Annotated in this window: 19 protein-coding genes; 11 read left to right on the forward strand and 8 right to left on the reverse strand. The window is 55.9% G+C overall.

What is annotated here, in order from left to right; genetic code table 11:
• Nucleotides 1–39: 39 nt before the first annotated feature.
• The 6 genes from ACMYSK_RS07860 (at nt 40) to ttcA (ending at nt 8,889) form a co-directional block, all read left to right on the forward strand.
• Nucleotides 40–1,611, forward strand: coding sequence for a carbohydrate porin (locus tag ACMYSK_RS07860; RefSeq protein ID WP_434641597.1), 1,572 nt, complete (start codon nt 40–42; stop codon nt 1,609–1,611).
• A gap of 275 nt (nt 1,612–1,886) precedes the next feature.
• A complete protein-coding gene (gene nifJ, locus ACMYSK_RS07865; RefSeq protein ID WP_434641599.1) occupies nt 1,887–5,414 on the forward strand; it encodes a pyruvate:ferredoxin (flavodoxin) oxidoreductase in 3,528 nt (1,175 codons plus the stop codon).
• A 356-nt stretch (nt 5,415–5,770) separates the two neighbouring features.
• Nucleotides 5,771–6,877: a porin OmpC gene (ompC, locus tag ACMYSK_RS07870; protein WP_434641601.1), complete on the forward strand. Its 1,107-nt coding sequence runs from the start codon at nt 5,771–5,773 to the stop codon at nt 6,875–6,877.
• Nucleotides 6,878–7,021: 144 nt separating this feature from the next.
• On the forward strand, nt 7,022–7,234 hold the full coding sequence (locus tag ACMYSK_RS07875; RefSeq protein ID WP_434641602.1) for a KTSC domain-containing protein: 213 nt from the start codon (nt 7,022–7,024) through the stop codon (nt 7,232–7,234).
• Nucleotides 7,235–7,313: 79 nt separating this feature from the next.
• Nucleotides 7,314–7,748 (forward strand): universal stress protein UspF, encoded by a 435-nt coding sequence (uspF, locus tag ACMYSK_RS07880; RefSeq protein WP_434641604.1) that lies wholly within the window; start codon nt 7,314–7,316, stop codon nt 7,746–7,748.
• A gap of 205 nt (nt 7,749–7,953) precedes the next feature.
• The gene (gene ttcA, locus ACMYSK_RS07885) at nt 7,954–8,889 is read left to right on the forward strand and encodes a tRNA 2-thiocytidine(32) synthetase TtcA (protein WP_434641606.1); all 936 of its coding nucleotides are present in this window, start codon (nt 7,954–7,956) and stop codon (nt 8,887–8,889) included.
• Nucleotides 8,890–8,933: 44 nt separating this feature from the next.
• On the opposite strand, the gene dbpA is transcribed toward ttcA, so the two are convergent.
• From dbpA to ACMYSK_RS07920, 7 genes are all read right to left on the reverse strand, one after another.
• Nucleotides 8,934–10,307, reverse strand: coding sequence for an ATP-dependent RNA helicase DbpA (dbpA, locus tag ACMYSK_RS07890; protein WP_434641608.1), 1,374 nt, complete (start codon nt 10,305–10,307; stop codon nt 8,934–8,936).
• 14 nt (nt 10,308–10,321) lie between these two features.
• A complete protein-coding gene (gene ynaL / locus ACMYSK_RS07895) occupies nt 10,322–10,507 on the reverse strand; it encodes a proline-rich small protein YnaL (RefSeq protein WP_434641610.1) in 186 nt (61 codons plus the stop codon).
• Nucleotides 10,508–10,787: 280 nt separating this feature from the next.
• Nucleotides 10,788–11,771, reverse strand: a complete 984-nt coding sequence (gene zntB / locus ACMYSK_RS07900; RefSeq protein WP_434641612.1) for a zinc transporter ZntB — start codon at nt 11,769–11,771, stop codon at nt 10,788–10,790.
• A gap of 354 nt (nt 11,772–12,125) precedes the next feature.
• Entirely contained in the window at nt 12,126–13,055 is a 930-nt protein-coding gene (locus ACMYSK_RS07905) for an ROK family protein (protein WP_434641614.1), read from the reverse strand.
• Nucleotides 13,052–13,912, reverse strand: coding sequence for an ABC transporter permease (locus tag ACMYSK_RS07910; protein ID WP_434641616.1), 861 nt, complete (start codon nt 13,910–13,912; stop codon nt 13,052–13,054). Before ACMYSK_RS07910 ends, ACMYSK_RS07905 begins: the two co-directional genes overlap by 4 nt.
• Before the next feature lies 1 nt (nt 13,913).
• Nucleotides 13,914–14,834: an ABC transporter permease gene (locus ACMYSK_RS07915; RefSeq protein ID WP_434641617.1), complete on the reverse strand. Its 921-nt coding sequence runs from the start codon at nt 14,832–14,834 to the stop codon at nt 13,914–13,916.
• Nucleotides 14,835–14,858: 24 nt separating this feature from the next.
• Nucleotides 14,859–16,394 carry an ABC transporter substrate-binding protein gene (locus ACMYSK_RS07920; RefSeq protein ID WP_434641619.1) on the reverse strand — a complete coding sequence of 512 codons (1,536 nt, stop codon included), beginning with the start codon at nt 16,392–16,394 and terminating at the stop codon, nt 14,859–14,861.
• 232 nt (nt 16,395–16,626) lie between these two features.
• Here ACMYSK_RS07920 and ACMYSK_RS07925 point away from each other — a divergent pair, with 232 nt between their 5' ends.
• The 3 genes from ACMYSK_RS07925 to ACMYSK_RS07935 are packed head-to-tail and all read left to right on the forward strand — an operon-like array spanning nt 16,627 to nt 21,046.
• Nucleotides 16,627–17,763 (forward strand): ROK family transcriptional regulator, encoded by a 1,137-nt coding sequence (locus tag ACMYSK_RS07925; RefSeq protein WP_434641621.1) that lies wholly within the window; start codon nt 16,627–16,629, stop codon nt 17,761–17,763.
• Nucleotides 17,764–17,773: 10 nt separating this feature from the next.
• Nucleotides 17,774–19,225, forward strand: coding sequence for a M81 family metallopeptidase (locus ACMYSK_RS07930; protein ID WP_434641623.1), 1,452 nt, complete (start codon nt 17,774–17,776; stop codon nt 19,223–19,225).
• A 3-nt stretch (nt 19,226–19,228) separates the two neighbouring features.
• Nucleotides 19,229–21,046, forward strand: a complete 1,818-nt coding sequence (locus tag ACMYSK_RS07935) for an ABC transporter ATP-binding protein (protein ID WP_434641625.1) — start codon at nt 19,229–19,231, stop codon at nt 21,044–21,046.
• A gap of 27 nt (nt 21,047–21,073) precedes the next feature.
• Here the strand turns inward: ACMYSK_RS07935 and ACMYSK_RS07940 are convergent, their stop codons facing one another.
• The gene (locus ACMYSK_RS07940) at nt 21,074–21,715 is read right to left on the reverse strand and encodes an HD domain-containing protein (protein WP_434641626.1); all 642 of its coding nucleotides are present in this window, start codon (nt 21,713–21,715) and stop codon (nt 21,074–21,076) included.
• 115 nt (nt 21,716–21,830) lie between these two features.
• Here ACMYSK_RS07940 and ACMYSK_RS07945 point away from each other — a divergent pair, with 115 nt between their 5' ends.
• Complete coding sequence (locus tag ACMYSK_RS07945; RefSeq protein WP_434641628.1) at nt 21,831–22,793, forward strand: GlxA family transcriptional regulator; 963 nt, start codon at nt 21,831–21,833, stop codon at nt 22,791–22,793.
• 130 nt (nt 22,794–22,923) lie between these two features.
• Nucleotides 22,924–23,670 carry a DeoR/GlpR family DNA-binding transcription regulator gene (locus tag ACMYSK_RS07950; RefSeq protein WP_434641630.1) on the forward strand — a complete coding sequence of 249 codons (747 nt, stop codon included), beginning with the start codon at nt 22,924–22,926 and terminating at the stop codon, nt 23,668–23,670.
• Nucleotides 23,671–23,682: the final 12 nt, after the last annotated feature.

Raw genomic sequence — 23,682 nt, forward strand, 5'->3', positions numbered from 1 at the left:
CCTTGCGCCTGGAGTATGGGAAAACCCGCACAGGTATAAATGATGAAAGCTTATGCCCTGACGTTTTGTGCGCTGGCGTTACCCGCCGTCGCACATAGCGCCGATATGACGTTAGAAGAAATAAATGCCCGGCTGGAAAAAATAGAAGCGGAGTTATCGCTGTCGAAAATACAGTTACAGCACGCCGAGCAAAAAATTGATCGGGCAGAAAAAAGAGCCGCCACCGCAGAACACGATGCCACTTTAGCCCGCCAGCGGTTGCAGGTCGTTGAACAACGCACGGATACTGCATTAAGCAACAATCAGACGGTAAATACGCCGCCGGGCCATAGCAATAATAGCGACATTAAAATCGGCGGCTATGCCCGCACCGGAATCTTAACCGGACAACAGGGAGCCACCAGTACCGTGGGCCCTTCGCTGACGCCCGCCGGAAGCACCGGCGGCAGCGTCGGCCGCCTTGGCAATGAATCCGACACCTATGTCACTGCGGACATTAACTACATCCGTCAGTACGACAACAGCGCCAGACTGCGCTATTACATGAAAATCGCCGAATGGGATAAAACCTACAACACCGACAGCGCCTTTAACGGTCAGATGAATTTACGTCAGGCCTTTGCTGAAATGAGCGATCTCCCCTCTTTTAGCGGCCCGTTCACCCACGCCACCCTGTGGGCCGGGAAACGAGAAGACCGGGATAATTTTGATATTCACTGGCTGGACTCCGATATGATGAATTTGATCGGTACCGGCGCCGGTATCTACGATGTGAATTTCTGGGGCGATATAAAAACCAATCTTTCCGTCTACGGGCGTAATTTTAATGATATCGATACCATGGAAAATGTTGAATATAACAACATGACCGGGGCTGCCAATACCTATATCCAGAACTACACCTTTTCAGTTAATAACAAATTAGCCCAGTGGCAGTGGATGCTGAACGGTCTCTACTCCAAAGATAACGACAAGCGCATTAATGACGGTCTGGCCTCGGATAAGGCCGCATCGCAGGGTTTCAATACCATGCTGGCGTATCACGGTGACAGCTTCTACGGATTGCGGCCCGGGCTCTCGAAAACGGTGCTGCTTTATGGCCAGTCCCTCGGCGCGGAAGTCCGTGGCCCGGGGTCGGACGGCTATCTCATCGATAAAGCGTGGACCGTAAAATTTGCCTCTTACGGCATCACCTCGCTTTCCGACCGACTAAGCCTGGCGCCGCTCATTGTTGCCCAAAGCAGCAATAGCCGCTATCTGGATTCGGACCATTACGACTGGGTCACCTTGAACACAAGGATCATTCAGGAGATTAATCAAAACTTCGCGTTGCAGTATGAAGCCAGCTACCAGTACATGGATATTGACCCTAAAGGGTTTAACGGCAACCAGCCGGTCAGCGGCAGCTATTACAAACTCACCTTCGCCCCGACGTTCAAAATGCAGAATATGACCGATTTTTTTGAACGCCCGGAAATTCGCTTTTTCGCCACCTGGATGAGCTGGGACAAATCGCTGGATAATTATTCCACCAGCGATACCTTCGGCAGCGCCGGCTATCACAGCGGGGGAAGCTTATTTTTCGGCGCGCAGCTCGAAACCTGGTTCTAAATGAAACGCCAGCAGCTCCCTCGGCACCTTGCCTGGGAGCATGGCCACCATGACTCCCCTCACATCCGTAGCAGCGTCTAAATAATCCTAGAATTATCATTGATCTTCATCCGCTGCCGGGCCCACAGCGGTGGTACATCGTGGATCAATTTGTGCACTCGAAAGCCTCATAACTTCAAGGGTATAGATAATACCCTTATACTAACAACTATAATTACAGGACCTGTGGCCGTTTGTCGGGTCTCTTCTTTTGCGCAATGTTAGGGTGTCTTCTTATGATTACTATCGACGGTAATGGCGCGGCCGCTTCAGTCGCGTTTCGCACCAGTGAGGTTATCGCCATCTACCCGATTACGCCCAGTTCAACAATGGCGGAACAGGCGGATGCCTGGGCGGGTAACGGGCTTAAAAACGTGTGGGGAGACGTGCCTCGCGTGGTGGAAATGCAGTCGGAAGCCGGGGCCATTGGGGCCGTACACGGCGCGCTGCAAACCGGGGCGCTGTCGACGTCCTTTACCTCATCGCAGGGTTTACTGCTGATGATCCCAACGCTGTACAAACTGGCCGGCCAGCTGATGCCGTTTGTTCTGCACGTCGCCGCCCGCACCGTGGCCACCCACGCGCTATCGATTTTTGGCGACCATTCTGACGTCATGGCCGTGCGCCAGACCGGCTGTGCCATGCTCTGCGCCAGTAGCGTCCAGGAAGCCCAGGACTTTGCGCTGATTTCCCATATTGCCACCCTTAAAAGCCGGGTGCCGTTTATTCACTTCTTCGATGGTTTCCGGACCTCGCACGAAATCAACAAGATTTCCCCGCTTGCGGATGACACTATTCGTAGCCTGATCCCGCAGGAAGAGATTGATGCTCATCGTCAGCGTGCGCTGAACCCGGAGCATCCGGTGATCCGCGGGACCTCCGCTAACCCGGATACCTATTTCCAGTCCCGCGAAGCCACGAATCCCTGGTATGACGCAGTTTATGATCACGTCGAGACGGCAATGAACGATTTCGCCGCCGCGACCGGTCGGCAGTACAAGCCGTTCGAGTTCTACGGGGATCCACAGGCAGAACGGGTCATTGTTATCATGGGTTCGGCTATTGGCACCTGTGAAGAAGTCGTGGACGAGCTGCTCAGCCGCGGCGAAAAAGTCGGCGTCCTGAAAGTTCGCCTCTATCGCCCTTTCTCAGCCACCCATCTACTGGAAGCGCTGCCGGAAAGCGCCCGCGCTATCGCCGTGCTTGACCGCACCAAAGAACCCGGCGCGCATGCCGAACCGCTGTACCTTGATATCATGACCGCCCTGGCGGAAGCCTTTAACCGCGGCGAGCGCGAAACGCTTCCGCGCACCATCGGCGGCCGCTACGGTCTGTCCTCCAAAGAGTTTGGTCCGGAGTGCGTGCTGGCCATCTTCAACGAATTACGCGAAGCCCGGCCTAAACCGCGTTTCACCGTCGGCATCTACGATGATGTGACAAATCTCTCCCTGCCGCTGGGGGAAAACACCCTGCCGTCAGAAGCCAGGCTGGAAGCACTGTTCTACGGACTGGGCAGCGATGGCAGCGTATCGGCGACCAAGAACAACATCAAAATCATCGGTAACTCTACGCCGTGGTTCTCGCAGGGCTACTTCGTCTATGACTCGAAGAAAGCCGGCGGATTGACCGTGTCGCATCTGCGCGTCAGTGAAAAACCGATTCGCTCTTCCTATTTGATCTCACAGGCCGATTTTGTTGGCTGCCACCAGCTACAGTTTATCGACAAATATCAAATGGTTGAGAGGTTAAAGCCCGGCGGAATTTTCTTGCTTAACACGCCATATTCTGTGGATGAAGCCTGGTCGCGCCTGCCGCAGGAAGTGCAGGCGACGCTAAACCAGAAAAAGGCGCGCTTTTATATTGTCAACGCCGCAAAGATCGCCCGCGAATGCAGCCTCGGCGCGCGTATAAACACCGTGATGCAGATGGCGTTTTTCCACTTAACGCAAATTTTGCCAGGTGATAGCGCGCTGGCCGAACTGCAGGGAGCTATTGCCAAAAGCTACAGCAGCAAAGGCCAGGATTTGGTTGAACGTAACTGGCAGGCGCTGGCCTTAGCCCGCGAGTCGTTGGCCGAAGTGCCGCTGCGGCCTGTGGATGCCGCCAGCCCCAACCGCCCGCCGGTGGTCTCCGATGCCGCCCCGGATTTTGTCAAAACCGTCACCGCCGCGATGCTTGCCGGGCTCGGCGATGCGCTACCGGTCTCCGCCCTGCCGCCGGACGGCACCTGGCCGATGGGTACTACCCGTTGGGAAAAACGCAATATCGCCGAAGAGATCCCTATCTGGAAGGAAGAACTGTGTACCCAGTGCAACCACTGCGTCGCCGCCTGCCCACATTCGGCCATTCGTGCCAAGGTTGTCTCGCCGCAGGCAATGGAGGCGGCGCCAGCCAGCCTGCACTCACTCGACGTCAAGTCTCGCGATATGCGCGGGCAGAAATATGTGCTGCAGGTCGCGCCGGAAGATTGCACCGGCTGTAACCTGTGCGTAGAAGTGTGTCCGGCAAAAGACCGTCAGAACCCTGAAATCAAGGCCATCAACATGATGTCGCGCCTTGAACATGTGGAAGAAGAGAAAGTGAACTACGACTTCTTCCTCAACCTGCCGGAAATTGACCGCTCCAGCCTGGAACGCATCGATATCCGTACTTCGCAGTTGATTAGCCCGCTGTTTGAATATTCCGGAGCCTGCTCCGGCTGCGGCGAAACGCCGTATATCAAACTCCTGACCCAGCTGTACGGCGACCGGATGCTGATCGCCAACGCTACCGGCTGCTCGTCAATTTACGGCGGCAATCTGCCTTCCACGCCGTATACCACCGATGCCAACGGCCGCGGCCCGGCATGGGCGAACTCGCTGTTTGAAGACAACGCCGAATTTGGTCTTGGTTTCCGCTTAACCGTCGACCAGCACCGTCAGCGCGTCATGCGCCTGCTGTCCGCATTTGCCGACAAGCTGCCGGCAGAATTGAACGACGCGCTGCATGCCGATGCCACGCCGGAGGCGCGGCGTGAACAGGTGGCTGAGTTACGTAAAGTTCTGGCTAATGAAGACGGTGCGAAGGAGCTCTTAACCGATGCCGATGCCCTGGTTGAGAAATCCATCTGGCTTATCGGCGGCGATGGCTGGGCCTATGATATTGGTTTCGGCGGTCTCGACCACGTCCTGAGCCTGACTGAAAACGTCAACATTCTGGTCCTCGATACCCAGTGTTATTCCAATACCGGCGGTCAGGCCTCGAAAGCCACCCCGCTCGGCGCCGTGACCAAGTTTGGTGAACATGGCAAGCGCAAAGCACGTAAAGATCTCGGCGTCAGCATGATGATGTACGGGCATGTCTATGTGGCGCAAATTTCGCTGGGGGCGCAGCTGAATCAGACGGTGAAGGCCATTCAGGAAGCGGAGGCCTATCCTGGCCCGTCGCTGATTATCGCCTACAGCCCATGTGAAGAGCACGGCTACGACCTGGCACTGAGCCACGATCAGATGCGTCAGCTGACCGCAACCGGCTTCTGGCCGCTGTACCGTTTCGACCCTCGTCGCGCCGATGAAGGCAAACTGCCGCTGGCGCTGGACTCTCGCCCACCGTCCGATGCGCTGGCTGAAACGCTGCTTAACGAGCAACGTTTCCGTCGCCTCAACGCTCAGCAGCCGGATGTGGCGGAGCAGCTGTGGAAAGATGCGGCGGTCGATCTGCAAAAACGCTATGACTTCCTGGCCCAGATGGCCGGCAAAGTGGAAAAACCGACGACCGAAAGTTAACCCGGCCCGTCCTTAACCCTGCCATAAAAAAAGCCCGAATATCCATTCGGGCTTGTCATATTAACCGTCAAAATAATAACGTGCGTGAATACGTGACGGTTATAATAAAAGTTAAAGACAATAAAAGGCATATAACAATCGAATGGTACGCGAATGCCTCTGGCATGTATAATTTTTATTTTATATATTTCATCCCAATATATTCATGAAAACTATCACCATGACAAAGGTATTATTTCCTTTAGATTTTACTTATATCGTAACAATTGTTTCTTATCATATATTATTTCTCTCCTTTAGCATGAGCTCACTTCCTTACGGGAAGCTAAAATAAAAACAGTTAAAGGAATATCTCAATGAAAAGAAAAGTACTGGCCCTCGCTATCCCTGCATTATTAACTGCAGGCGCTGCCCATTCAGCTGAAGTTTATAATAAAGATGGCAACAAATTAGATCTCTACGGCAAGGTAGACGGTCTGCACTATTTCTCCGATGACTCAGCGAAAGATGGCGATCAAAGCTACATTCGTCTCGGCTTCAAAGGTGAAACACAGATTAATGACCAGCTGACCGGCTACGGCCAGTGGGAATACAACGTTCAGGCCAACAACACCGAAAGCTCCAGCAATCAGTCATGGACGCGTCTGGCGTTTGCCGGCCTGAAATTCGCAAACTACGGCTCATTTGACTACGGCCGTAACTACGGCGTGCTGTACGACGTGGAAGGCTGGACCGATATGCTGCCCGAATTCGGCGGGGACTCTTACTCCCAGGCGGATAACTTTATGGCTAACCGCGCTAACGGCGTAGCGACCTACCGCAACACCGATTTTTTCGGTCTGGTCAACGGTCTTAACTTTGCCGTGCAGTATCAAGGTAAAAACGAAAACGCCGGGAGCGGTGAAGGAACCAACAACGGTGACCGCAGCGTGCGCAATTCAAACGGCGATGGCTTTGGTCTGTCGACGTCTTATGATTTCGGTATGGGCATCAGCGCCGCCGCCGCATACACGTCCTCCGACAGAACCAACGATCAAATCACGCAAACGACCGCCGGCGGTGACAAAGCTGAAGCCTGGACTACCGGCCTGAAATATGATGCCAACAATGTCTATCTGGCGACCATGTATTCAGAAACCCGCAACATGACGCCGTATGGCAACAGCAATGGCGTAGCGAATAAAACACAGAACGTTGAAGTCACCGCGCAATATCAGTTCGATTTTGGCCTTCGCCCGGCGGTTTCATTCCTGATGTCCAAAGGTAAAGACCTGAGCGTTGCCGATGGTGATAAAGATCTCGTTAAATATGCGGATATCGGCGCGACTTATTACTTCAACCGCAACATGTCTACCTATGTTGATTATAAAATCAACCTGCTGGACGAAGATGACAGCTTCTACAAAGATAACGGCATCTCTACCGATAACATCGTCGCACTGGGTCTGGTTTACCAGTTCTGATGCGCAGGCCCGCCGGCAACGGCGGGTCTTTCCTCATCACCACCGACAACCTCAATCAAATCAAAACAATATACCTGGTGTATTAAAACTGCTCCCCGATAAATGATATATTGCCGGTAAAGCCTGTCGTAAAGGACGCCTGCCATGCATCATCATCCGGTTAAATCATCCCGAATCGCCTCCGTTGCCTATGACGAAGCCTCTGGCATCCTTGAAATTCGTTTTCGCGACAACACCACGCGCCAGTATGAGAATGTGCCCGAACGTGTTTATCGCAGTTTTATGCAGGTGGTATCCAAAGGGCGGTTTTATGATGGCGTCATTAAGGGGAAATTTACCGAACGCCGGAGTGTCTAAAGCCAAAATGTGACCCGCCTTTGTACATTCCGCTGCCGAATGGCGTACACTTTAAGCGGTTACTTAAACAGGAGGTTTTATGGCCAGAATAATTCTTGTACCCATTGATATTTCTGATAAAGAATTAACTCAACGCGTCGTATGTCACGTTGAGGCGGAAGCGCGCATTGATGATGCCGAGGTGCACTTTCTGACCGTGATACCATCCCTTCCCTATTACGCCTCGTTAGGGATGGCCTATACCACCGAACTGCCGCCGATGGATGAGTTTAAAGCAGAATCTGAAACCCGTCTGAAAGAGATCGTGGCCAAATTTGCCATTCCTGAAGATCGGGTGCACTGCCATGTTAAGGAAGGTTCGCCGAAAGATAATATTCTGGAGCTGGCGAAAACGCTTCCGGCAGATCTGGTGATTATCGCTTCTCACCGCCCGGATATGACAACCTATCTGCTCGGCTCCAACGCCGCGGCCGTGGTTCGTCATGCCGACTGCTCCGTGCTGGTCGTGCGCTAAGCGCTTCAGCCCGCCGCCACGGCGGGCTTTTTATCTGAGTTTCCGTCAGGCTAAACTACCTGAAATGTGCTGACATCCCCCCCGCGAATCCGTACCATACACGCCACAGACTTAGACTCATCAACGTCAGACGTCATTAATTGCGAACACCCGCCGTGCTGCAAGCAGAGTGCGTGTGCCACACTATGAATTGAGCCATTATTAAATGCTGCAAAATCAAGATATTAGTAAGAAAGAAAAATATAACATCGATAAACTGCAAAAGCGCCTGCGCCGTAACGTCGGCGAAGCCATTGCCGACTTCAACATGATTGAAGACGGCGACCGGATTATGGTTTGCCTGTCCGGCGGCAAAGACAGCTACACCATGCTGGAAATCCTGCGCAGCCTGCAGAAAAGCGCGCCGATTTCCTTCTCGTTGGTCGCGGTTAACCTCGATCAGAAGCAACCGGGTTTCCCTGCGCACATTCTGCCGGAATATCTGGAGCAGCTTGGCGTCGAGTATAAAATTGTCGAAGAAAATACCTACGGGATCGTAAAAGAGAAGATTCCTGAAGGTAAAACCACCTGCTCGCTCTGCTCCCGCCTGCGTCGCGGGATCCTCTACCGTACCGCGAGTGAACTGGGTGCGACTAAGATTGCTCTCGGCCATCACCGCGACGACATTTTACAAACGCTGTTCCTGAATATGTTCTACGGCGGCAAAATGAAAGGCATGCCGCCGAAGCTGATGAGCGATGACGGTAAACATATCGTGATTCGCCCGCTGGCATACTGCCGTGAAAAAGATATTGAGCGTTTCTCACAGGCCAAAGGCTTCCCGATTATTCCGTGCAACCTGTGCGGCTCGCAGCCTAACCTGCAGCGCCAGGTGATTGGCGATATGCTGCGCGACTGGGATAAACGCTACCCTGGCCGCATCGAGACCATGTTCAGCGCCATGCAGAACGTGGTGCCGTCTCATCTGAGCGACACTAACCTGTTCGACTTTAAAGGGATTAACCATCATTCCGCAGTCGTTGACGGCGGCGATCTGGCATTTGATCGTGAAGAGATTCCGCTGCAACCTGCCGGCTGGCAGCCGGAAGACGATGCTGTGCAGCTGGATGAACTGCGCCTGAACGTGGTGGAAGTGAAGTAACCGACCGGCGTCTCAGAGCGATCTCTGAGACGCGTTGTTTTGGTTTATTTCAGCAAACGGACGCGGCAATTTTTGCCTTTAATCTTGCCGTTTTGCAACTGCTTATAGGCTTTCTGCGCCACGCCCTGGCGCATCGCCACATACACATGCGCAGGATGGACGTTAATCTTGCCGATATCGGCGCCGTCAAAGCCCATGTCTCCGGTCAGTGCGCCAAGCACATCTCCCGCACGCATTTTAGCCTTTTTCCCGCCATCAATGCACAGCGTCGCCATCTCGGCGTGAAGCGGCTTGATCGTGCCATTGGCCGGCGCACTCATCCAGTTCAGCTTCAGCTGCAGCATTTCTGCGAGAATATTGGCGCGCTGCGCTTCTTCCGGGGCGCAGAGGCTGATAGCCAGACCGCTCTCACCCGCACGGGCGGTACGGCCGATACGATGAACGTGAACTTCCGGGTCCCAGGCCAGTTCATAGTTCACCACCAGCTCCAGCGATTTAATATCGAGGCCGCGCGCAGCCACATCGGTTGCAACCAGTACGCGAGAGCTTCCGTTGGCAAAACGTACCAGCGTCTGATCGCGATCGCGCTGTTCAAGATCGCCATGCAACGATAGCGCGCTCTGCCCTGCGGCATTCAGCGAATCGCAAACCGCCTGGCAATCTTTTTTGGTGTTGCAAAAGACCACGCAGGAGGCCGGCTGATGCTGGCTGAGCAGCGCCTGTAGCAGCGGGATCTTCCCGCGCTGGGAGGTTTCAAAGAACTGCTGTTCGATTGCCGGCAGCGCGTCGACGGCATCCGTTTCAATCGTTAACGGATTATTTTGCACACGCCCGCTAATTGCCGCGATGGCCTCCGGCCAGGTGGCGGAAAATAGCAGCGTCTGGCGCTCGGCCGGGGCAAAGCGAATCACGTTATCAATGGCTTCGCTGAAGCCCATATCCAGCATGCGATCCGCTTCATCCATGACCAGCGTCTGCAGAGCATCCAGCGAAACGGTGCCTTTTTGCAGGTGATCCAGTAAGCGACCCGGCGTGGCAACAATGATATGCGGCGCATGCTGGAGAGAATCACGCTGCGCGCCGAAAGGCTGCCCGCCGCACAGGGTTAAGATTTTAATATTCGGCAAAAAGCGCGCCAGGCGACGCAGCTCTCCCGCCACCTGATCCGCCAGCTCGCGGGTCGGGCACAGTACCAGAGATTGTGTCTGGAACAGGGTTGCATCGACGTGCTGAAGCAGCCCCAGACCAAATGCCGCTGTTTTACCGCTGCCGGTTTTTGCCTGCACGCGCACATCTTTTCCCGCCAGAACAGCGGGCAAGGCGGCAGCCTGCACAGGGGTCATCGTGAGATAACCCAGCTCATTGAGATTAGCAAGCTGGGCAGCGGGTAAAGCATTCAGTGTTGAAAAAGCGGTCACAATTTTTTCTCGAATTAACAGGCACACAAAGGGCAGGCGCGTATCCTCGCAGATCTGCGCCTCTGATGCGACAATTTAATCGGTTCATCATCCGGCGGCGGATCGGGGAGCGGATGCGGGCGCGGCCGGGGATCGGGCACCGGCGTAGGGTCGTTAGGTTCTGGTGAGATGGGTATTGACGTCAGGGGCTGATAGCGCATGTTGACTCTCCCGGGAAATGAGCGGGTACACCCATTAAGCGTAGAAGCTGGTAACCAGAGAGCAAAAAAAAGCCGACTTAATCAAGTCGGCATCGTACGAATCAATTGTGCTATGCAGTAATTCAAAAAAGGAAGTAAGACAATATGGAGCGCAACGCCCATCGCTTGACGTTGCATTCACCTGCGAGAGAGATATTGCCCCGAATGGGTAGACAGTTTATTGATTTCGCTCAAACATTACCGGATTTACACCTTTTGACCGCGGATAAAAAGCGATTATTTACAGCCATTTACTACGATGCAACCACCATGTAACACCGCCAATAATAACGACTAACATTATGCAGAAAATAGAAAAGCCTAAATGCCACTCATTGCCGGGGATCCCCCCCAGGTTGACGCCAAACAGACCGGTCAGAAAGGTGCTGGGCAGAAAGACCATCGCCATCAGAGACATCGTATAGGTCCGGCGCGACAGCGCCTCCTGCATAATCTGGGCGATCTCATCGCTCATAATCGCCGTCCGGGAAATACAGCTGTCTATCTCATCCAGGCCCCGGCCCAGTCGGTCTGCGATATCCTGCATTCTCCGACGGTGATCGTCATTCATCCACGGCAGGCGTTCGCTGGCAAGGCGGGAGTAGACATCGCGCTGCGGCGACATATAGCGGCGCATCACAATCAGCTGTTTACGCAGCAGCGCCAGAAAACCACGCGGCGGTACCTGCTGGTCCAGCAGGTTATCTTCGAGATCGATAATCCGGTCGTGCAGTTGCTCAATAAATTCGCTGGCGTGGTCGGTCAGCGCATCACAAATCTCCACCAGCCAGCCGCCGCAGTCCACCGGTCCGGTACCCTCACGCAGATCGCCGAGGACATCATCCAGCGCCAGCACCCGGCGCTGCCGGGTAGATACGATTAAACGCTCATCCATATACAGGCGCATTGCCACCAGCTGGTCCGGGCGTTCATCGGTGCTGCCGTTAATGCAGCGCAGCGTAATTAACGTGCCGTCGCCCACCCGGGTTACCCGAGGGCGAGTACTTTCCCCGGCTAAGGCATCCCGTACGCTGTTAGGTAGCAGCGGCGTGGAAGCCAGCCATTCGGCACTATCGGCGTGGGTATAGTTCAGATGCAACCAGCAAGGGTGATCTTTATCAATAGCGTCACTGTCGGCCAGCGGTTTAACCCCGCCCTGCCCGTCGAATTGCCATGCAAAAACAGCATCCGGCACGTTCAATTCCGATCCCTTAATGGCGTCCACCAGACCTCCGTCAGTTAATGCTTATTTTTGCTAGTCTAGCCTGGCATAGAGGTTAATCAAGAGGTAAAGCCAGCAGGGTGCTGAATTCGCTGATGAAAAACGACCGGGAGAGGGGAAAAAAAGAACCCGCCGATGGCGGGCTATGGGTGCGCTTAATTAGAGTATGTCCAGCCCGCTGGATTAACCACCGCCAGAATGAATAACGGCGGGACGGCAGGCTAGCAGGAGCCGTTCATTTTTTCTCTTCTGCATACCGGCGAGCGTTGTCGTGCAAATTTGTACACATGTTTATCTCCTTCATCGTTATAAGCAGGATTAAGCGTAGACAGGGATTACCGTTTTGCAACCCTGCCCTTATAAAAGTTTGCGTCCCAGCACCGATGCGCCCATTAAACCGCCATCGCGCGTATACTGGCCGGCAACGATCAGCGGTTGCGTGGTGTTCAACAACACCTTACGTCGCACCGCCTTATCGAGCAGTCCCAGCAGTTCCGCCTCTGTAGCCAACCCGCCGCCTGCCACGATTTTATGCGGCCCGAGGATATTAACCGCATGGGCCAGGGGTTCACTCACCAGCTCAGCCCACACCGCCAGGGTGAAAGCCTGTGGTTCGTATCCCGCCAGGCCAGAGGCGACAATGTCCCGGCTGTCCTGGGAATACCCGCTGAGCACGCGGTGCAGTCGCTCCATGCCTCTCGCGCCACCTAATGTGTCAAGACATCCCTGCTGACCGCAGCCGCAGGATAGCCGCGGCACGGCCACCGGCTGCCCGGCGATCTGGAGCGTGGTCTGGACAATAGGCCCGTGACCCCATTCGGCGCTGATCCCCTGGCTGCCATAATGAATATTTCCTGCAATGGCGATACCGCCGCCAATGCCGCTACCCAGAATAATACCCAGCACCACCGGTAAATCTTTAGCCGCGCCGTAGCTGGCTTCCGCCAGGGTAAAACAGTCGGCGTCATTGGCCATCACCACCGGACGCTGAAGCATCGCCCCCAGCGTTTGGGTGATACTGACGCCCTGAAAAGGCGGCACATTACTGGCAAGTATGCGGTCGGTGGCGATATCCACGACGCCCGCGCAGGAGAGCGCTACCGGGCTGTCCGGCGCTAATGCGTCTGCGTAATCGGCGACGATGTGCGCCACTGCGCCACTGAAATCAGCCCAGCTGCCGGTGGGTATCGGGCGCTGGCGCGTCTCGCTGATGTGCCCTGCCGCCGCTGAAACGGCGCTTTTGATAAACGAGCCACCAATGTCCAGACACAGTACACTTTTACTCATAAGCGGGTATCCAGTAAGTCGCGCAGGCCGTCACCAAGTACATTAAACCCCAGTACCGAGAGCACAATCGCCAGCCCAGGCCACAGAGAGATCCCAAGGCTAATGCCGAGGAAATTGCGCCCGTCGCTCATCATGGTGCCCCACTCCGGCATCGGCGGCTGAACGCCCATTCCCAAAAATGAAAGCGAAGCGGCCGCCAGAATCACCGACCCGCCGGTCAATGTTGCCTGCACGGTAATCGGGCCGAGGGTATTGCGCAGAATGTAGTGGATAATTTGTCGACGATAGCCGATACCAAGCGCCCTCGCGGCCTCCATGTATTCCATGTTCTTAATGCCGAGCGTCAGGTTACGACTTAAGCGGGCATAGACTGGCACCGAGAAAATGGCAATCGCCAGCAGCATGTTCATTAGCCCGGCCCCCAGCACGCTCACCAGCAAAATTGCCAGCACGATGCCAGGAAAGGCAAAAATCACGTCCATCACCCACATAATGATGTGGTCGACGCTTTTTCCGCACAGCGCCGCCATGATCCCCAGCGGCAGCCCCATCAGCAACGACAGCGCCACGCTGACCACCACTTCGGTCAGGGAAATTCGCGCGCCATAGATGATGCGGGAAAAGATATCGCGGCCGTAATCATCCGTTCCCAGCCAGTGTTCAGGCGATGGCACTGAAAGGATGTTTAGCAAATCCTGGGCGTAAGGATCGTAATGGCTTAGCCACGGCGCAAAAATGGCGCTCAGGACAATCAGACCAACGATAAATCCGCCGATACTCACAGAGGGGTGATCGATTCCCCAGCGCAGGCCGCTCATGACGCTGTTCCGCGATTTGGTGAGAGAGATTTCAGACATATTAATCAAACCTTATTTTCGGGTTGATTCTGGCGATAATCATTTCGCCCACCAGATTCATCACCACCACGCTGGCCACGGTTATCATCGTCACCCCCTGGATCACCGGATAATCGCGATAGCGCACGGAGTCCACCAGATAGCGGCCAATCCCCGGCCAGTTAAATACCGACTCCGTCACCACCGCACCGCCAATCAGGCTGCCGAAGTTCAGGGCAATAATGGTTACTATCGGGATCAGGGCATTGCGTAAGGCGTGCTTGAAGTAGATATAAAAAGGCGCCAGCCCTTTAGCCCTGGCAGTGCGGATATAGTCTTCACCCAGTACGTCAACCATGCTCGATCGCGTCATCCGTGACATCACCGCCATCGGGAAAATCCCCAGACAGATTGACGGTAAAATGTAGCTTTTCCAGCCGTCAGCCCCCAGCAGGGGCAGCCAGCCGAGCTTTACCGAAAAGGTATCCATGGCAATCAAAGCCAGCCAGAAGTTGGCGATTGACGCGCCGGCAATCGCCACCAGCATCAGGACATGATCGGCGACATGATTGCGGTAGATTGCCGCGCACATGCCCATGGGGATCCCCAGAACGACCGCCATCACCCATGCCAGCAACGCCAGTCCCAGGGTATAAGGCACGCGTTCGCCCAGTTCAGCGGAGACCGGCTGTCCGGATTTTAACGATGTGCCAAAATCACCTTTTAGCATACCTGCTACGAAGTGCCCGTACTGCACCGCTAGCGGGTCATCCAGCCCGAGGCGGGAGTGCATCCGGCTCACATCGTCCTGGGTTGCCTGAGGCCCTGCCATCAGACGCGCGGGATCGCCGGGAAGAGTCCTGATCGCCAGAAAGACGATCAAGGAAGCCCCCAGCAGGATAAGCGGCAAAGAAAGCAGCTTTTTGATGACATAAGCTTTCATAACAACTCCAGAAAAAACCCTGCGTTACGGTTTCTGCGCGTTCACCACGATGATTTCGCCGCCGGGCTCCATGCGCACGCCTTTAATATCGGCGCGAGTGGCATAGAGATCGTCCTGGAAGTACAGCATGACGTGCGGCGCATCCTGCATAATCACTTTCTGCGCCTGCACGTAGTCCGCGATGCGCGTTTTGTCATCCATAGTGGTGGCCGCTTTATCCAGCAGCTCATCAAGATGCGAGTTGTTATAGAAGCCGAGATTAGCGCCGACCGGGGCGGCACTCTGGGAGTAGTACAGAGGACGCAGCTGCAAATCCGAGCCGTTCAGGCCGGAAGACCAGGAGGCAAGAACCGAATCGGTCTGGCTCGCTTGTTTTTCCGCCGAAGGCGCAAAGGCCGCTTTACTCCAGACGCCGCTCTCCATCTGCTGAATATTGAGCTTGATGCCCGCCTTACCCCACATGGCCTGTAAAATTTGCGCGGTACGGGCATCGGGCCCCTGCACGGCAATATTCATCGCAAAGCCATCGGGATATCCGGCTTCCTTCAGCAGCGCTTTGGCTTTATCGAGGTTGTAGGCGTACTCATTGAGCGACTTATCATAGCCTTCATTGACCGGAGCCAGCGGCGAGTTAGCCGCTGAGGCGTAGCCAAACATAACCGCTTTCAGCAGCGCCTCTTTATCCGTCGCCAGGTTTAACGCCTGGCGGACGCGGACATCGCTTAGCGGTTTCCGATCGACATTCAGCGCCACCCAGAATACCGAGGCGCCTTCCCCCTGCTCCAGTTTCACCTGCGGGTTACTTTTCAGTTGCAGACCAAACTGAGGAGGGACCGGGTTGATAACGTCAACCTGGCCGGACAGCAGCGCCATATTCATGACCGAAGGTTCTGAACTCCACGTCCATTTGATCTGCTCGGGCCCCTTGTTCTCCCCCCAGTAGTGCGGGTTTTTTTGCTCCAGAACGTACTCCCCGGTTTTATACTCCTGCAACCTATACGGGCCAGTGCCGTCAGCCTTGCGACCAAGGGTACCCGCCTTATTCGCCGCCGGGCTGACCATTTTCGCCGCTCCGCCGGTAAGCAGGTTCAGGAATGAGGGATAGACTTTTTTCAAGGTGATAGCCACGCTGCCGTCGTCGATTTTCTTCACCGATTCAATGACGTTACGCATTCGCGAGCTGGCGGCCAGGCTCCCTTTCGGGTCGATATGACGCTGGATATTCGCCACCACCGCATCGGCGTTGAACGGCGTACCGTCGTGGAAAGTGACATCTTTACGCAGGGTGAAGGTCCAGACTTTACCGTCATCGCTGACCTGCCAGGCCGTCGCCAGCGCAGGGGCAATTTTATAATCCGGGGTCAAGTCCACCAGCCCTTCGTACATCGGCCTCAGGACCGTATCGGTGAAGGTCGCGGTCTGATCGCCGGGATCCATGCTGCGCGGTGGTTCATTCTGCATCACGTTCAGCGTTGCCGCCTGTAATGACGCCGTACAGCTTGCTGCCAGCATGCCTGCCAGCACGGCAAGTCGATATTTATTCAAAACAAAGCGCTTCATCTGCTCACCCCTGCCCGTATGTTATGTCACCAGTTGTGGTTGTTATGTTGCTATTAAGTTTTGTTTTTATACAAAATAAATTTCCGTAACTGTGATATTAGCCATGATTAGCGCTTAATTAGGTAATAAATTTAACTTATATGTGACCATTTAGTTATTTTTTGAAAGAAACTGATTGCCAAATAACCTGCCCACAATTATGTTCAGAAAAAAGGGCAATGGCTGAGTAACTATGCTGAACAAATTCCAACAACACCTTGTCCATCAGGTCTGTAGCGAAGAGGGCGCCAGCCGTGCCGACCTCGCGCGCTTAACCGGCATGAGCAAACCGGCCATTGGCGCGCTGGTCAAAGAGCTGCTGAGTGAAGGCGTACTGCAGGAGAGTGATGTTGCTGCCTCCAACGGCCAGGGCCGACCTTCCGTTACCCTGTCGCTGGCCCCGGACGCTGCCTATGCCATCGGCATTTCGCTGATCGATAACCAGCTGGTGCTGGTACTGATGAACGCCGTTGGCGAGAAAATATGCCAACGTCGGCGCAAACCGGCGTCGGAGATCCCGGAGCTGATTCTGCAACTGGCAGAGGATATTGCCGCGCTACTGGACGATTCAACGATTTCCCGCCAGCGTCTGGCGGGTATCGGCTTCGCCCTTTCAGCGTTTATTGATGCCAGTCAGTCCGTCTGCGTACAGTCTGCTCTGCTGGGCTGGCACCAGGTACCGTTAGCGGATCTGCTGAGCCAGGCGACGGGAGGGATCCCGGTGATCGTTGAAAATGACACCCGGGCGCTGGCGACCTACGAAAAGACATTTGGTCACCTGCGCAAACAGGAAAGCGCGGTGGTTATCTCCCACGGTAGCGGTATTGGTAGCGCAGCGGTGATTCACGGGCGCATCTGGCGCGGCGCACACGGCGGCGCGGGGGAGATAGCCCACTGCACCCTCGTCCCGGCAGGGAAACCCTGCCGCTGCGGCAAACGCGGCTGCCTCGATACGGTTGCCTCTCTCACCGCGATTTTCGAACAGGCGCGGATGGAAGGTATTGAAGCCGGCAGTCTGAACGAACTGGAAGCCCTGGCCCGCAAAGGCCATTCCGGCGCGATCCAGATTTTACATCAGGCCGGCGACGCGCTGGGTATGGCTATCTCCCATCAGATTCAGAACAACGACCCGGCGGCCATTATGCTGGCGCACCAGCCTGACAGTTTTCAGGGGCTGCTCAACACCGTGATGCAACAGGCTATCGAAACCTATTTGCTGCCCGGGATGGCCGGCAAAACACCGCTTATCTATCGACCGCTTGAAGAGGACAGCTGGGCGCTCGCTGCCGCAAGCGTGGCGCTTACTCACGTTCTCTTTCCCGGATATTAACGAGGTCCCTATGCGAATTGCCGTTGGCGGAATACATATTGAATGCAGCACCTTCAACCCCGTATTGACTCGCGAGAGTGAATTTCGCACGGTCAAAGGTGATGCGCTGCTGGAGGCGCCCTATTTTCAGTTTCTCCGCGACTATCCGGCCACTTTTCTGCCGACGCTGCATACCCGCGCAATTCCCGGCGGCCCCGTAGCCCGGGAAACCTACGAGCATTTCAAAGCCGAATTTCTCAGCCGCCTGCAGGCTTCGCTGCCGATAGACGGCCTGTATCTGGCTATGCACGGTGCGATGTACGTGGAAGGTCTGGAAGATGCAGAGGGCGACTGGATCAGCGCCGCTCGCGCCTGCGTGGGCGATGCGTGCCCGGTAGCGGTGAGCTACGACCTGCACGGTAACGTCACCCAGCGCATTATTGACGCAATCGACATGTATTCGACCTACCGTACCGCCCCGCATATCGATATTGAAGAGACCATGCGCCGGTCCGTTACTATGCTGGTAAACAGCATTCAGAGCGGCGTCCGCCCCGGCGTGGTCTGGGCGCCGGTACCGGTCATGCTGCCCGGTGAACGCACTAGCACCGAAGATGAACCGGCAAAAAGCCTCTATGCCACCCTTGCGCTCAGCGACCAACTCGATGGCGTGCTCGACAGCTCGCTGATGGTCGGCTACGTCTGGGCTGATGAACCTCGCGCCACCGCTGCGGCCATCTTCACCGGCACCGACGTCAATATCCTGAAGCAGCAGGCGGCAAAACTGGCGCAAGCATACTGGGATGCCCGCGAAGCATTCGTCTTCGGCTGCCCTACCGACAGCGTTGCCGCCTGCGTTACTGAGGCCATAAACAGCGCCACCTCGCCGGTGATCCTCGCCGATTCAGGTGATAATCCGACCGGCGGCGGCGTAGGCGATCGCGGCGACGTGCTGGCCGAACTGCTTCGCCAGCGGGCAACCGCCACCCTGGTCGCCGGTATTACCGATGCCCCCGCTACGCAAGCCGCCTTTGCCGCAGGCGTTGGCGCAGAGCTAACGTTGACCGTCGGCGCCCGGCTTGATCCGACAGGCGAAAGCGTCAGCGCCCGTTTTACTGTTAAAAATCTGCTGCCTGCCGGCCAGCATAGCACCGCGAATCAGGCGGTTTTACAGGTTGAGGGCATCACCGTCGTGGTGGCCGATCGCCGTCGTCCCTACCACGACCTCGCCGATTTTCACGCGCTCGGGTTAGATCCGCAGGCGGTCAACATTCTGGTGGTGAAATCAGGTTATCTCTCTCCCGAACTGGCACCGTTGGCAAACCCAAATCTGATGGCGCTTTCACAAGGCGTGGTGGACCAGGATATCGAGCGCGTGCCGCGTCGGCGCATGCTGACCCACACCTGGCCGTTCGATCGTCATCTTGATTACACCCCGCAGGTTTTTGTGTCTGCCAGAGCCCCTTTTGCCCAGGAGTCCTGATTCATGCTTACCCCAATCCCTTCTCCGGTGCTGAGCGTTGACAACTTATCGGTCGCCTTTCGCCGCGGTGATAGCTGGCAAAAAGTGGTACGGAATATCAGTTTTAGCCTCTTTCCAGGGGAAACGCTGGCCATTGTTGGCGAATCGGGATCGGGGAAAAGCGTAACCGCAATGGCTATTATGCGGCTGCTGTCATCGCGCCAGAGTCGTACCGAGGGCAGCGTTACGTTGTGCGGCCAGTCGTTGTTACCGTTGCCTGAAGAGGCGATGCGTCGCATCCGCGGCTCTGAAGTGGCGATGATCTTTCAGGAACCGATGACCAGTCTGAATCCCGCATTTACCATTGGGCACCAGATAGCGGAAGTGTTTATTCATCATCAGGGGCTCTCAAAACGCGAGGCCCGAAAAGAGACGATTGCCCTGCTGGAAAAGGTGCGTATTCCCCACGCCGCCCAGCGCTTTGATGAATACCCCCACCAGTTTTCCGGCGGCATGCGCCAGCGCGCAATGATCGCCATGGCGCTGGCGCTCAAGCCCAAACTGCTGATCGCCGATGAGCCCACCACGGCTCTGGACGTGACCATTCAGGGGCAGATTCTTGATTTGATTAAGACACTGCAGGCGGAGAACAATACCGCCGTGCTGTTTATCACCCACGATATGGGGGTGGTGGCGGAAACCGCGGACCATACGCTGGTGATGTTTCGTGGCGATGCTATCGAATGCGCACCGACGGCGACGCTGTTTGCCGCGCCTCAGCAGCCCTATACCCGAGCGCTGCTGGCTTCGGTTCCCGCCGCAGGCGAGATGGATGCAATGGCGACCCCGTGCAAATTCCCGTCGGTAAATCTGCAAAGCGGTGAGACTCTACGCTATCCGCCTGAGCCGCCGCTGGCGGAAGCCTCAACGCCGCCGGTCTTGTCCGTCAAAAACCTGATCACCCGTTTTCCCGTGAAAAAAGGCTTTTTCAACCAGCTGACCGGCCATATTCACGCCGTCGAAAACATCAGCTTTGACCTGTGGCCCGGCGAGACGCTTTCACTGGTTGGCGAGTCGGGCTGCGGCAAGTCCACCACCGGACGCAGCCTGATTCGTATGATTGAGGCACAGTCCGGGGAAGTGATGCTGAATGGGTATAATGTGCTGCAGGCCAACCGGGCGCAGCAAAAACGGCTGCGCCAGGATATCCAGATGATCTTTCAGGATCCCTTTGCCAGCCTGAACCCGCGCCTGAAGGTGCAGGAAACGCTGATTGAACCGCTACTGGAAAATGGCCTCGCGACCCGTCAGCAGGCGCTGGCGCGATCGCAGGAGCTTATCGAGAAAGTCGGGCTAAGCGTCCAGGTGCTCAATCGCTACCCGCACGAGTTTTCCGGCGGCCAGCGTCAGCGCATCTGTATTGCCCGTGCGCTGGCGATGAACCCCAAAGTGATTATTGCTGATGAGTCAGTCTCAGCGCTGGATGTCTCGGTAAAGGCTCAGGTGGTGAATCTGATCATCGAACTCCAGCGCACGCTGCAAATAGCCTTTCTGTTTATCTCCCACGATATGGCGGTCATTGAGCGCATCAGCCACCGGGTGGCGGTGATGTATCTCGGCGAAATCGTCGAGATCGGCCCCAGGCAGGCGATTTTTGCTAACCCGCAGCATCCGTATACCCAAAAACTGATTGCCGCGATCCCGAAAACCGACCCGTCCCGGCGTCATCTGCTGCGCGAAGCCGGCAATGACGAACTGCCCACGCCGTTTCGTGATAAAGCCTACAGCCCACCGCAGCGCCGCTACGAACAGGTGGGCCATCAGCACTGGGTCATGCGCTAACCGTGCCTGGATGAGGCGGACGGGGCTTCAGCCTGCCCAGCGGGAGGCGCGAATAATCTGGCAGAAATTCAGCGGTGTAAAGGCCGGATCTTTGTCCCGCAGCACGTCGGCTTTGACATTGCCAAAGGTGGTGGCCGGTTTATGTTTAATCCCGTCATAAAAGGCCTGAACGATATCCTCCTTAAAGTGTGACGTGCGCGGATGTTGCTCAACGACGGCGGTGCGATCCGCCTCGCTGAAGCGATCATAGTCTATCCCCAGGACGTCCATCTCCACGCCAGCGGTGACCATTGCAATCTCCGCCGCCATAAACTCCGGGATCCCCGGAGTAGTATGCAGCGCAATCGCCGTCCACACTTTATCCATATCGCTTTGCGTCACACCGTAGCCCTGCATAAATTCGCGGGCGGCGTTGGCACCATCCACTTCAAACCGCTTATCACAGCTACAGTGCTCGTGGGTCAACCCGATATCGTGGAACATACAGCCAACGTAAAGTAATTCGTGGTCAACCTTCATCTCCCGGCGCCTGGCGGCGAGCGCGGCCCAGTAATACACCCGGCTGGAATGGTGAAAAAGCAGATCCGATTCGCGATCGCGAATAAACATAGTGGTGTCGCGGGCCATTTGGCTGTCCGGAATCGTGATGCCCTGTACGGTAAAAGTCATGCGATGTCTCCTCAGTTTCGCTACCAGACCATTCTATGGCAGACAGCGACTGTCTTTAATGGTATTAAACAGACGATATCGGACATAGCATGAAAGCAGGACGTGGAGAAGAGAGATGCAGCACCACATTGTGATTCTGGCGGTTCCAGGCGTGCAGCTGCTCGATGTAGCCGGGCCGCTGGATGCGTTTGCCGAAGCCAACCGGATACTCTGTCGCCCGGTCTACCGCCCGCTTATTCTCTCCCTCAGCGGCGAGAGCGTGCGCGCCTCCTCGGGCGTGGTACTTGCCGCCGATGCGCGGCTGGGGGAGACTCCGGCGGTCGAACGTCTGACCTTTCTGGTCGCCGGTGCACCCGATATTCAGCAGCAGCGGCTGACCGAACGGCAAATCAGCAATATCACGCAGCTTTGTGCCGCCAGCTGGCGTTTTGGGTCCGTCTGTACCGGAGCACTGCTGCTGGCGCAAACCGGGCTGCTGGAGGCGCGTCGGGTGACCACCCACTGGTCGGTTGCCCACGAGCTGGCCGCCGCGTATCCCGGCGTTGAGGTCGATGTCGACGCCCTGTACGTCGCCGACGGACCGGTACGCACGGCGGCGGGCGTTACCTCCGGTATGGACCTGGCGCTGCGCTTTATCGAAGAAGATTTGGGCCGGGAGGTCGCCCTCGACGTGGCGGCGAATCTGGTGATGTTTTTCCGCCGCCCTGTGGGCCAGGGCCATTATATTCGCCAGCGCCAGGTTTCCCTCGACGGGCGAACTGCGCTCCAGGATCTTCAACGCTGGACGCTCACCCACCTGGAAAGTGTCGCGGGGGTCAAAGAGATGGCGGCGCATATCAACCTGAGCACCCGCCACCTTAACCGGCTGTTTCATCAGGAGATGGGGATCAGCACCGGCGAGTGGCTCGAAGGAGCAAGAATTGAGCGCGCGCGGGAGCTGCTCTGCGCGCAGGAGCCGCTCAAGGTCATCGCCTTTCGCTGCGGCTATCGCAGCAGCGACGTTATGCGGCGGGCATTTTTGAAGGTCACGGGCTTAACGCCGACGGTTTACCGCAAGATCTACGGCGCCAGACCTTAGTCACTTTACGAGCGCGAATCAACCGCAGCCCCCCTTTCTCCTCTCATGACGTTGGGCTACGGGAGATTTCTTTTCCTGCTGAATGCTGTATTATGCGAGTTATTGCAGCATTTTGCGGGATTTCATCACCATGCATAAAACCGCCAGGCAGAAATACTTGCTTGATCTTATTAGCGAAAACGGGCAGGTCAGCATCAGTGAACTGGTGGAAAAGCTGCAGGTCTCCGCTGATACCCTCCGCCGCGATCTGACTGACCTTGAAAAACAGGGGCTGGCGCAGAAAAACCACGGCGGCGCAATCGCGCTCGACCTTTCCGCCATGAACCGCCAGGGGCGTAACGCCCTGCTGCCGCAGACCAAACAGCGCTTAGGCCGCATGGTTGCCAGCAAAATCCCTGCCGGATCAACTCTCTTTTTAGATGCCGGCAGTACCGTGCTGGCCGTTGCCACCCAGATCCAAAGCCCGATGACGGTCATCACGACCTCGTTGGATATTGCCTCGCATTTCAGTACCCGTCCGGATATTCAACTGATTGTGATCGGGGGCACATGGGATGTGCAGCAGCGTCTGTTTGCCGGCAGTGCAACGCTGGCAATGCTGGCGCGCTATCGTGCCGATATCGCCATCCTTGGCGCCTGCGCGATTCATGCCCGGCTGGGTCTTAGCGCCAGCCAGGAGGCCGATGCTGAAATCAAACGTGCGATGCTGACGGCAAGCACCGAGCACTGGCTGGTCGCCGATCATATGAAGCTGAACCACTGCGAGCCGCATCTGGTGGCCGCATTAACAGACATACATCAGTTATTTTTAGACAAGCCCTGGGAAGAACTCGGGGATACTAGCGCGCTGCAGGTCAACATTGCTGACGCTCAATAACGTGGAGAGAGT

Origin of the sequence: Klebsiella sp. I138 (assembly GCF_051131765.1) — a bacterium.
Classification (GTDB): Bacteria; Pseudomonadota; Gammaproteobacteria; order Enterobacterales; family Enterobacteriaceae; genus Klebsiella.

Excerpts from the sequence above, each read along its gene's own strand:
- nifJ (WP_434641599.1), top strand. The coding sequence starts at position 1,887 with ATGATTACTATCGACGGTAATGGCGCGGCCGCTTCAGTCGCGTTTCGC.
- ACMYSK_RS07915 (WP_434641617.1), bottom strand. The coding sequence starts at position 14,834 with ATGAAAGCTTATGTCATCAAAAAGCTGCTTTCTTTGCCGCTTATCCTG.
- ACMYSK_RS07950 (WP_434641630.1), top strand. The coding sequence starts at position 22,924 with ATGCATAAAACCGCCAGGCAGAAATACTTGCTTGATCTTATTAGCGAA.
- uspF (WP_434641604.1), top strand. The coding sequence starts at position 7,314 with ATGGCCAGAATAATTCTTGTACCCATTGATATTTCTGATAAAGAATTA.
- ttcA (WP_434641606.1), top strand. The coding sequence starts at position 7,954 with ATGCTGCAAAATCAAGATATTAGTAAGAAAGAAAAATATAACATCGAT.
- ACMYSK_RS07930 (WP_434641623.1), top strand. The coding sequence starts at position 17,774 with ATGCGAATTGCCGTTGGCGGAATACATATTGAATGCAGCACCTTCAAC.
- ACMYSK_RS07940 (WP_434641626.1), bottom strand. The coding sequence starts at position 21,715 with ATGACTTTTACCGTACAGGGCATCACGATTCCGGACAGCCAAATGGCC.
- ACMYSK_RS07935 (WP_434641625.1), top strand. The coding sequence starts at position 19,229 with ATGCTTACCCCAATCCCTTCTCCGGTGCTGAGCGTTGACAACTTATCG.
- ACMYSK_RS07905 (WP_434641614.1), bottom strand. The coding sequence starts at position 13,055 with ATGAGTAAAAGTGTACTGTGTCTGGACATTGGTGGCTCGTTTATCAAA.
- ACMYSK_RS07860 (WP_434641597.1), top strand. The coding sequence starts at position 40 with ATGATGAAAGCTTATGCCCTGACGTTTTGTGCGCTGGCGTTACCCGCC.
- ynaL (WP_434641610.1), bottom strand. The coding sequence starts at position 10,507 with ATGCGCTATCAGCCCCTGACGTCAATACCCATCTCACCAGAACCTAAC.
- ACMYSK_RS07920 (WP_434641619.1), bottom strand. The coding sequence starts at position 16,394 with ATGAAGCGCTTTGTTTTGAATAAATATCGACTTGCCGTGCTGGCAGGC.
- ACMYSK_RS07945 (WP_434641628.1), top strand. The coding sequence starts at position 21,831 with ATGCAGCACCACATTGTGATTCTGGCGGTTCCAGGCGTGCAGCTGCTC.
- ompC (WP_434641601.1), top strand. The coding sequence starts at position 5,771 with ATGAAAAGAAAAGTACTGGCCCTCGCTATCCCTGCATTATTAACTGCA.
- ACMYSK_RS07875 (WP_434641602.1), top strand. The coding sequence starts at position 7,022 with ATGCATCATCATCCGGTTAAATCATCCCGAATCGCCTCCGTTGCCTAT.
- ACMYSK_RS07910 (WP_434641616.1), bottom strand. The coding sequence starts at position 13,912 with ATGTCTGAAATCTCTCTCACCAAATCGCGGAACAGCGTCATGAGCGGC.
- ACMYSK_RS07925 (WP_434641621.1), top strand. The coding sequence starts at position 16,627 with ATGCTGAACAAATTCCAACAACACCTTGTCCATCAGGTCTGTAGCGAA.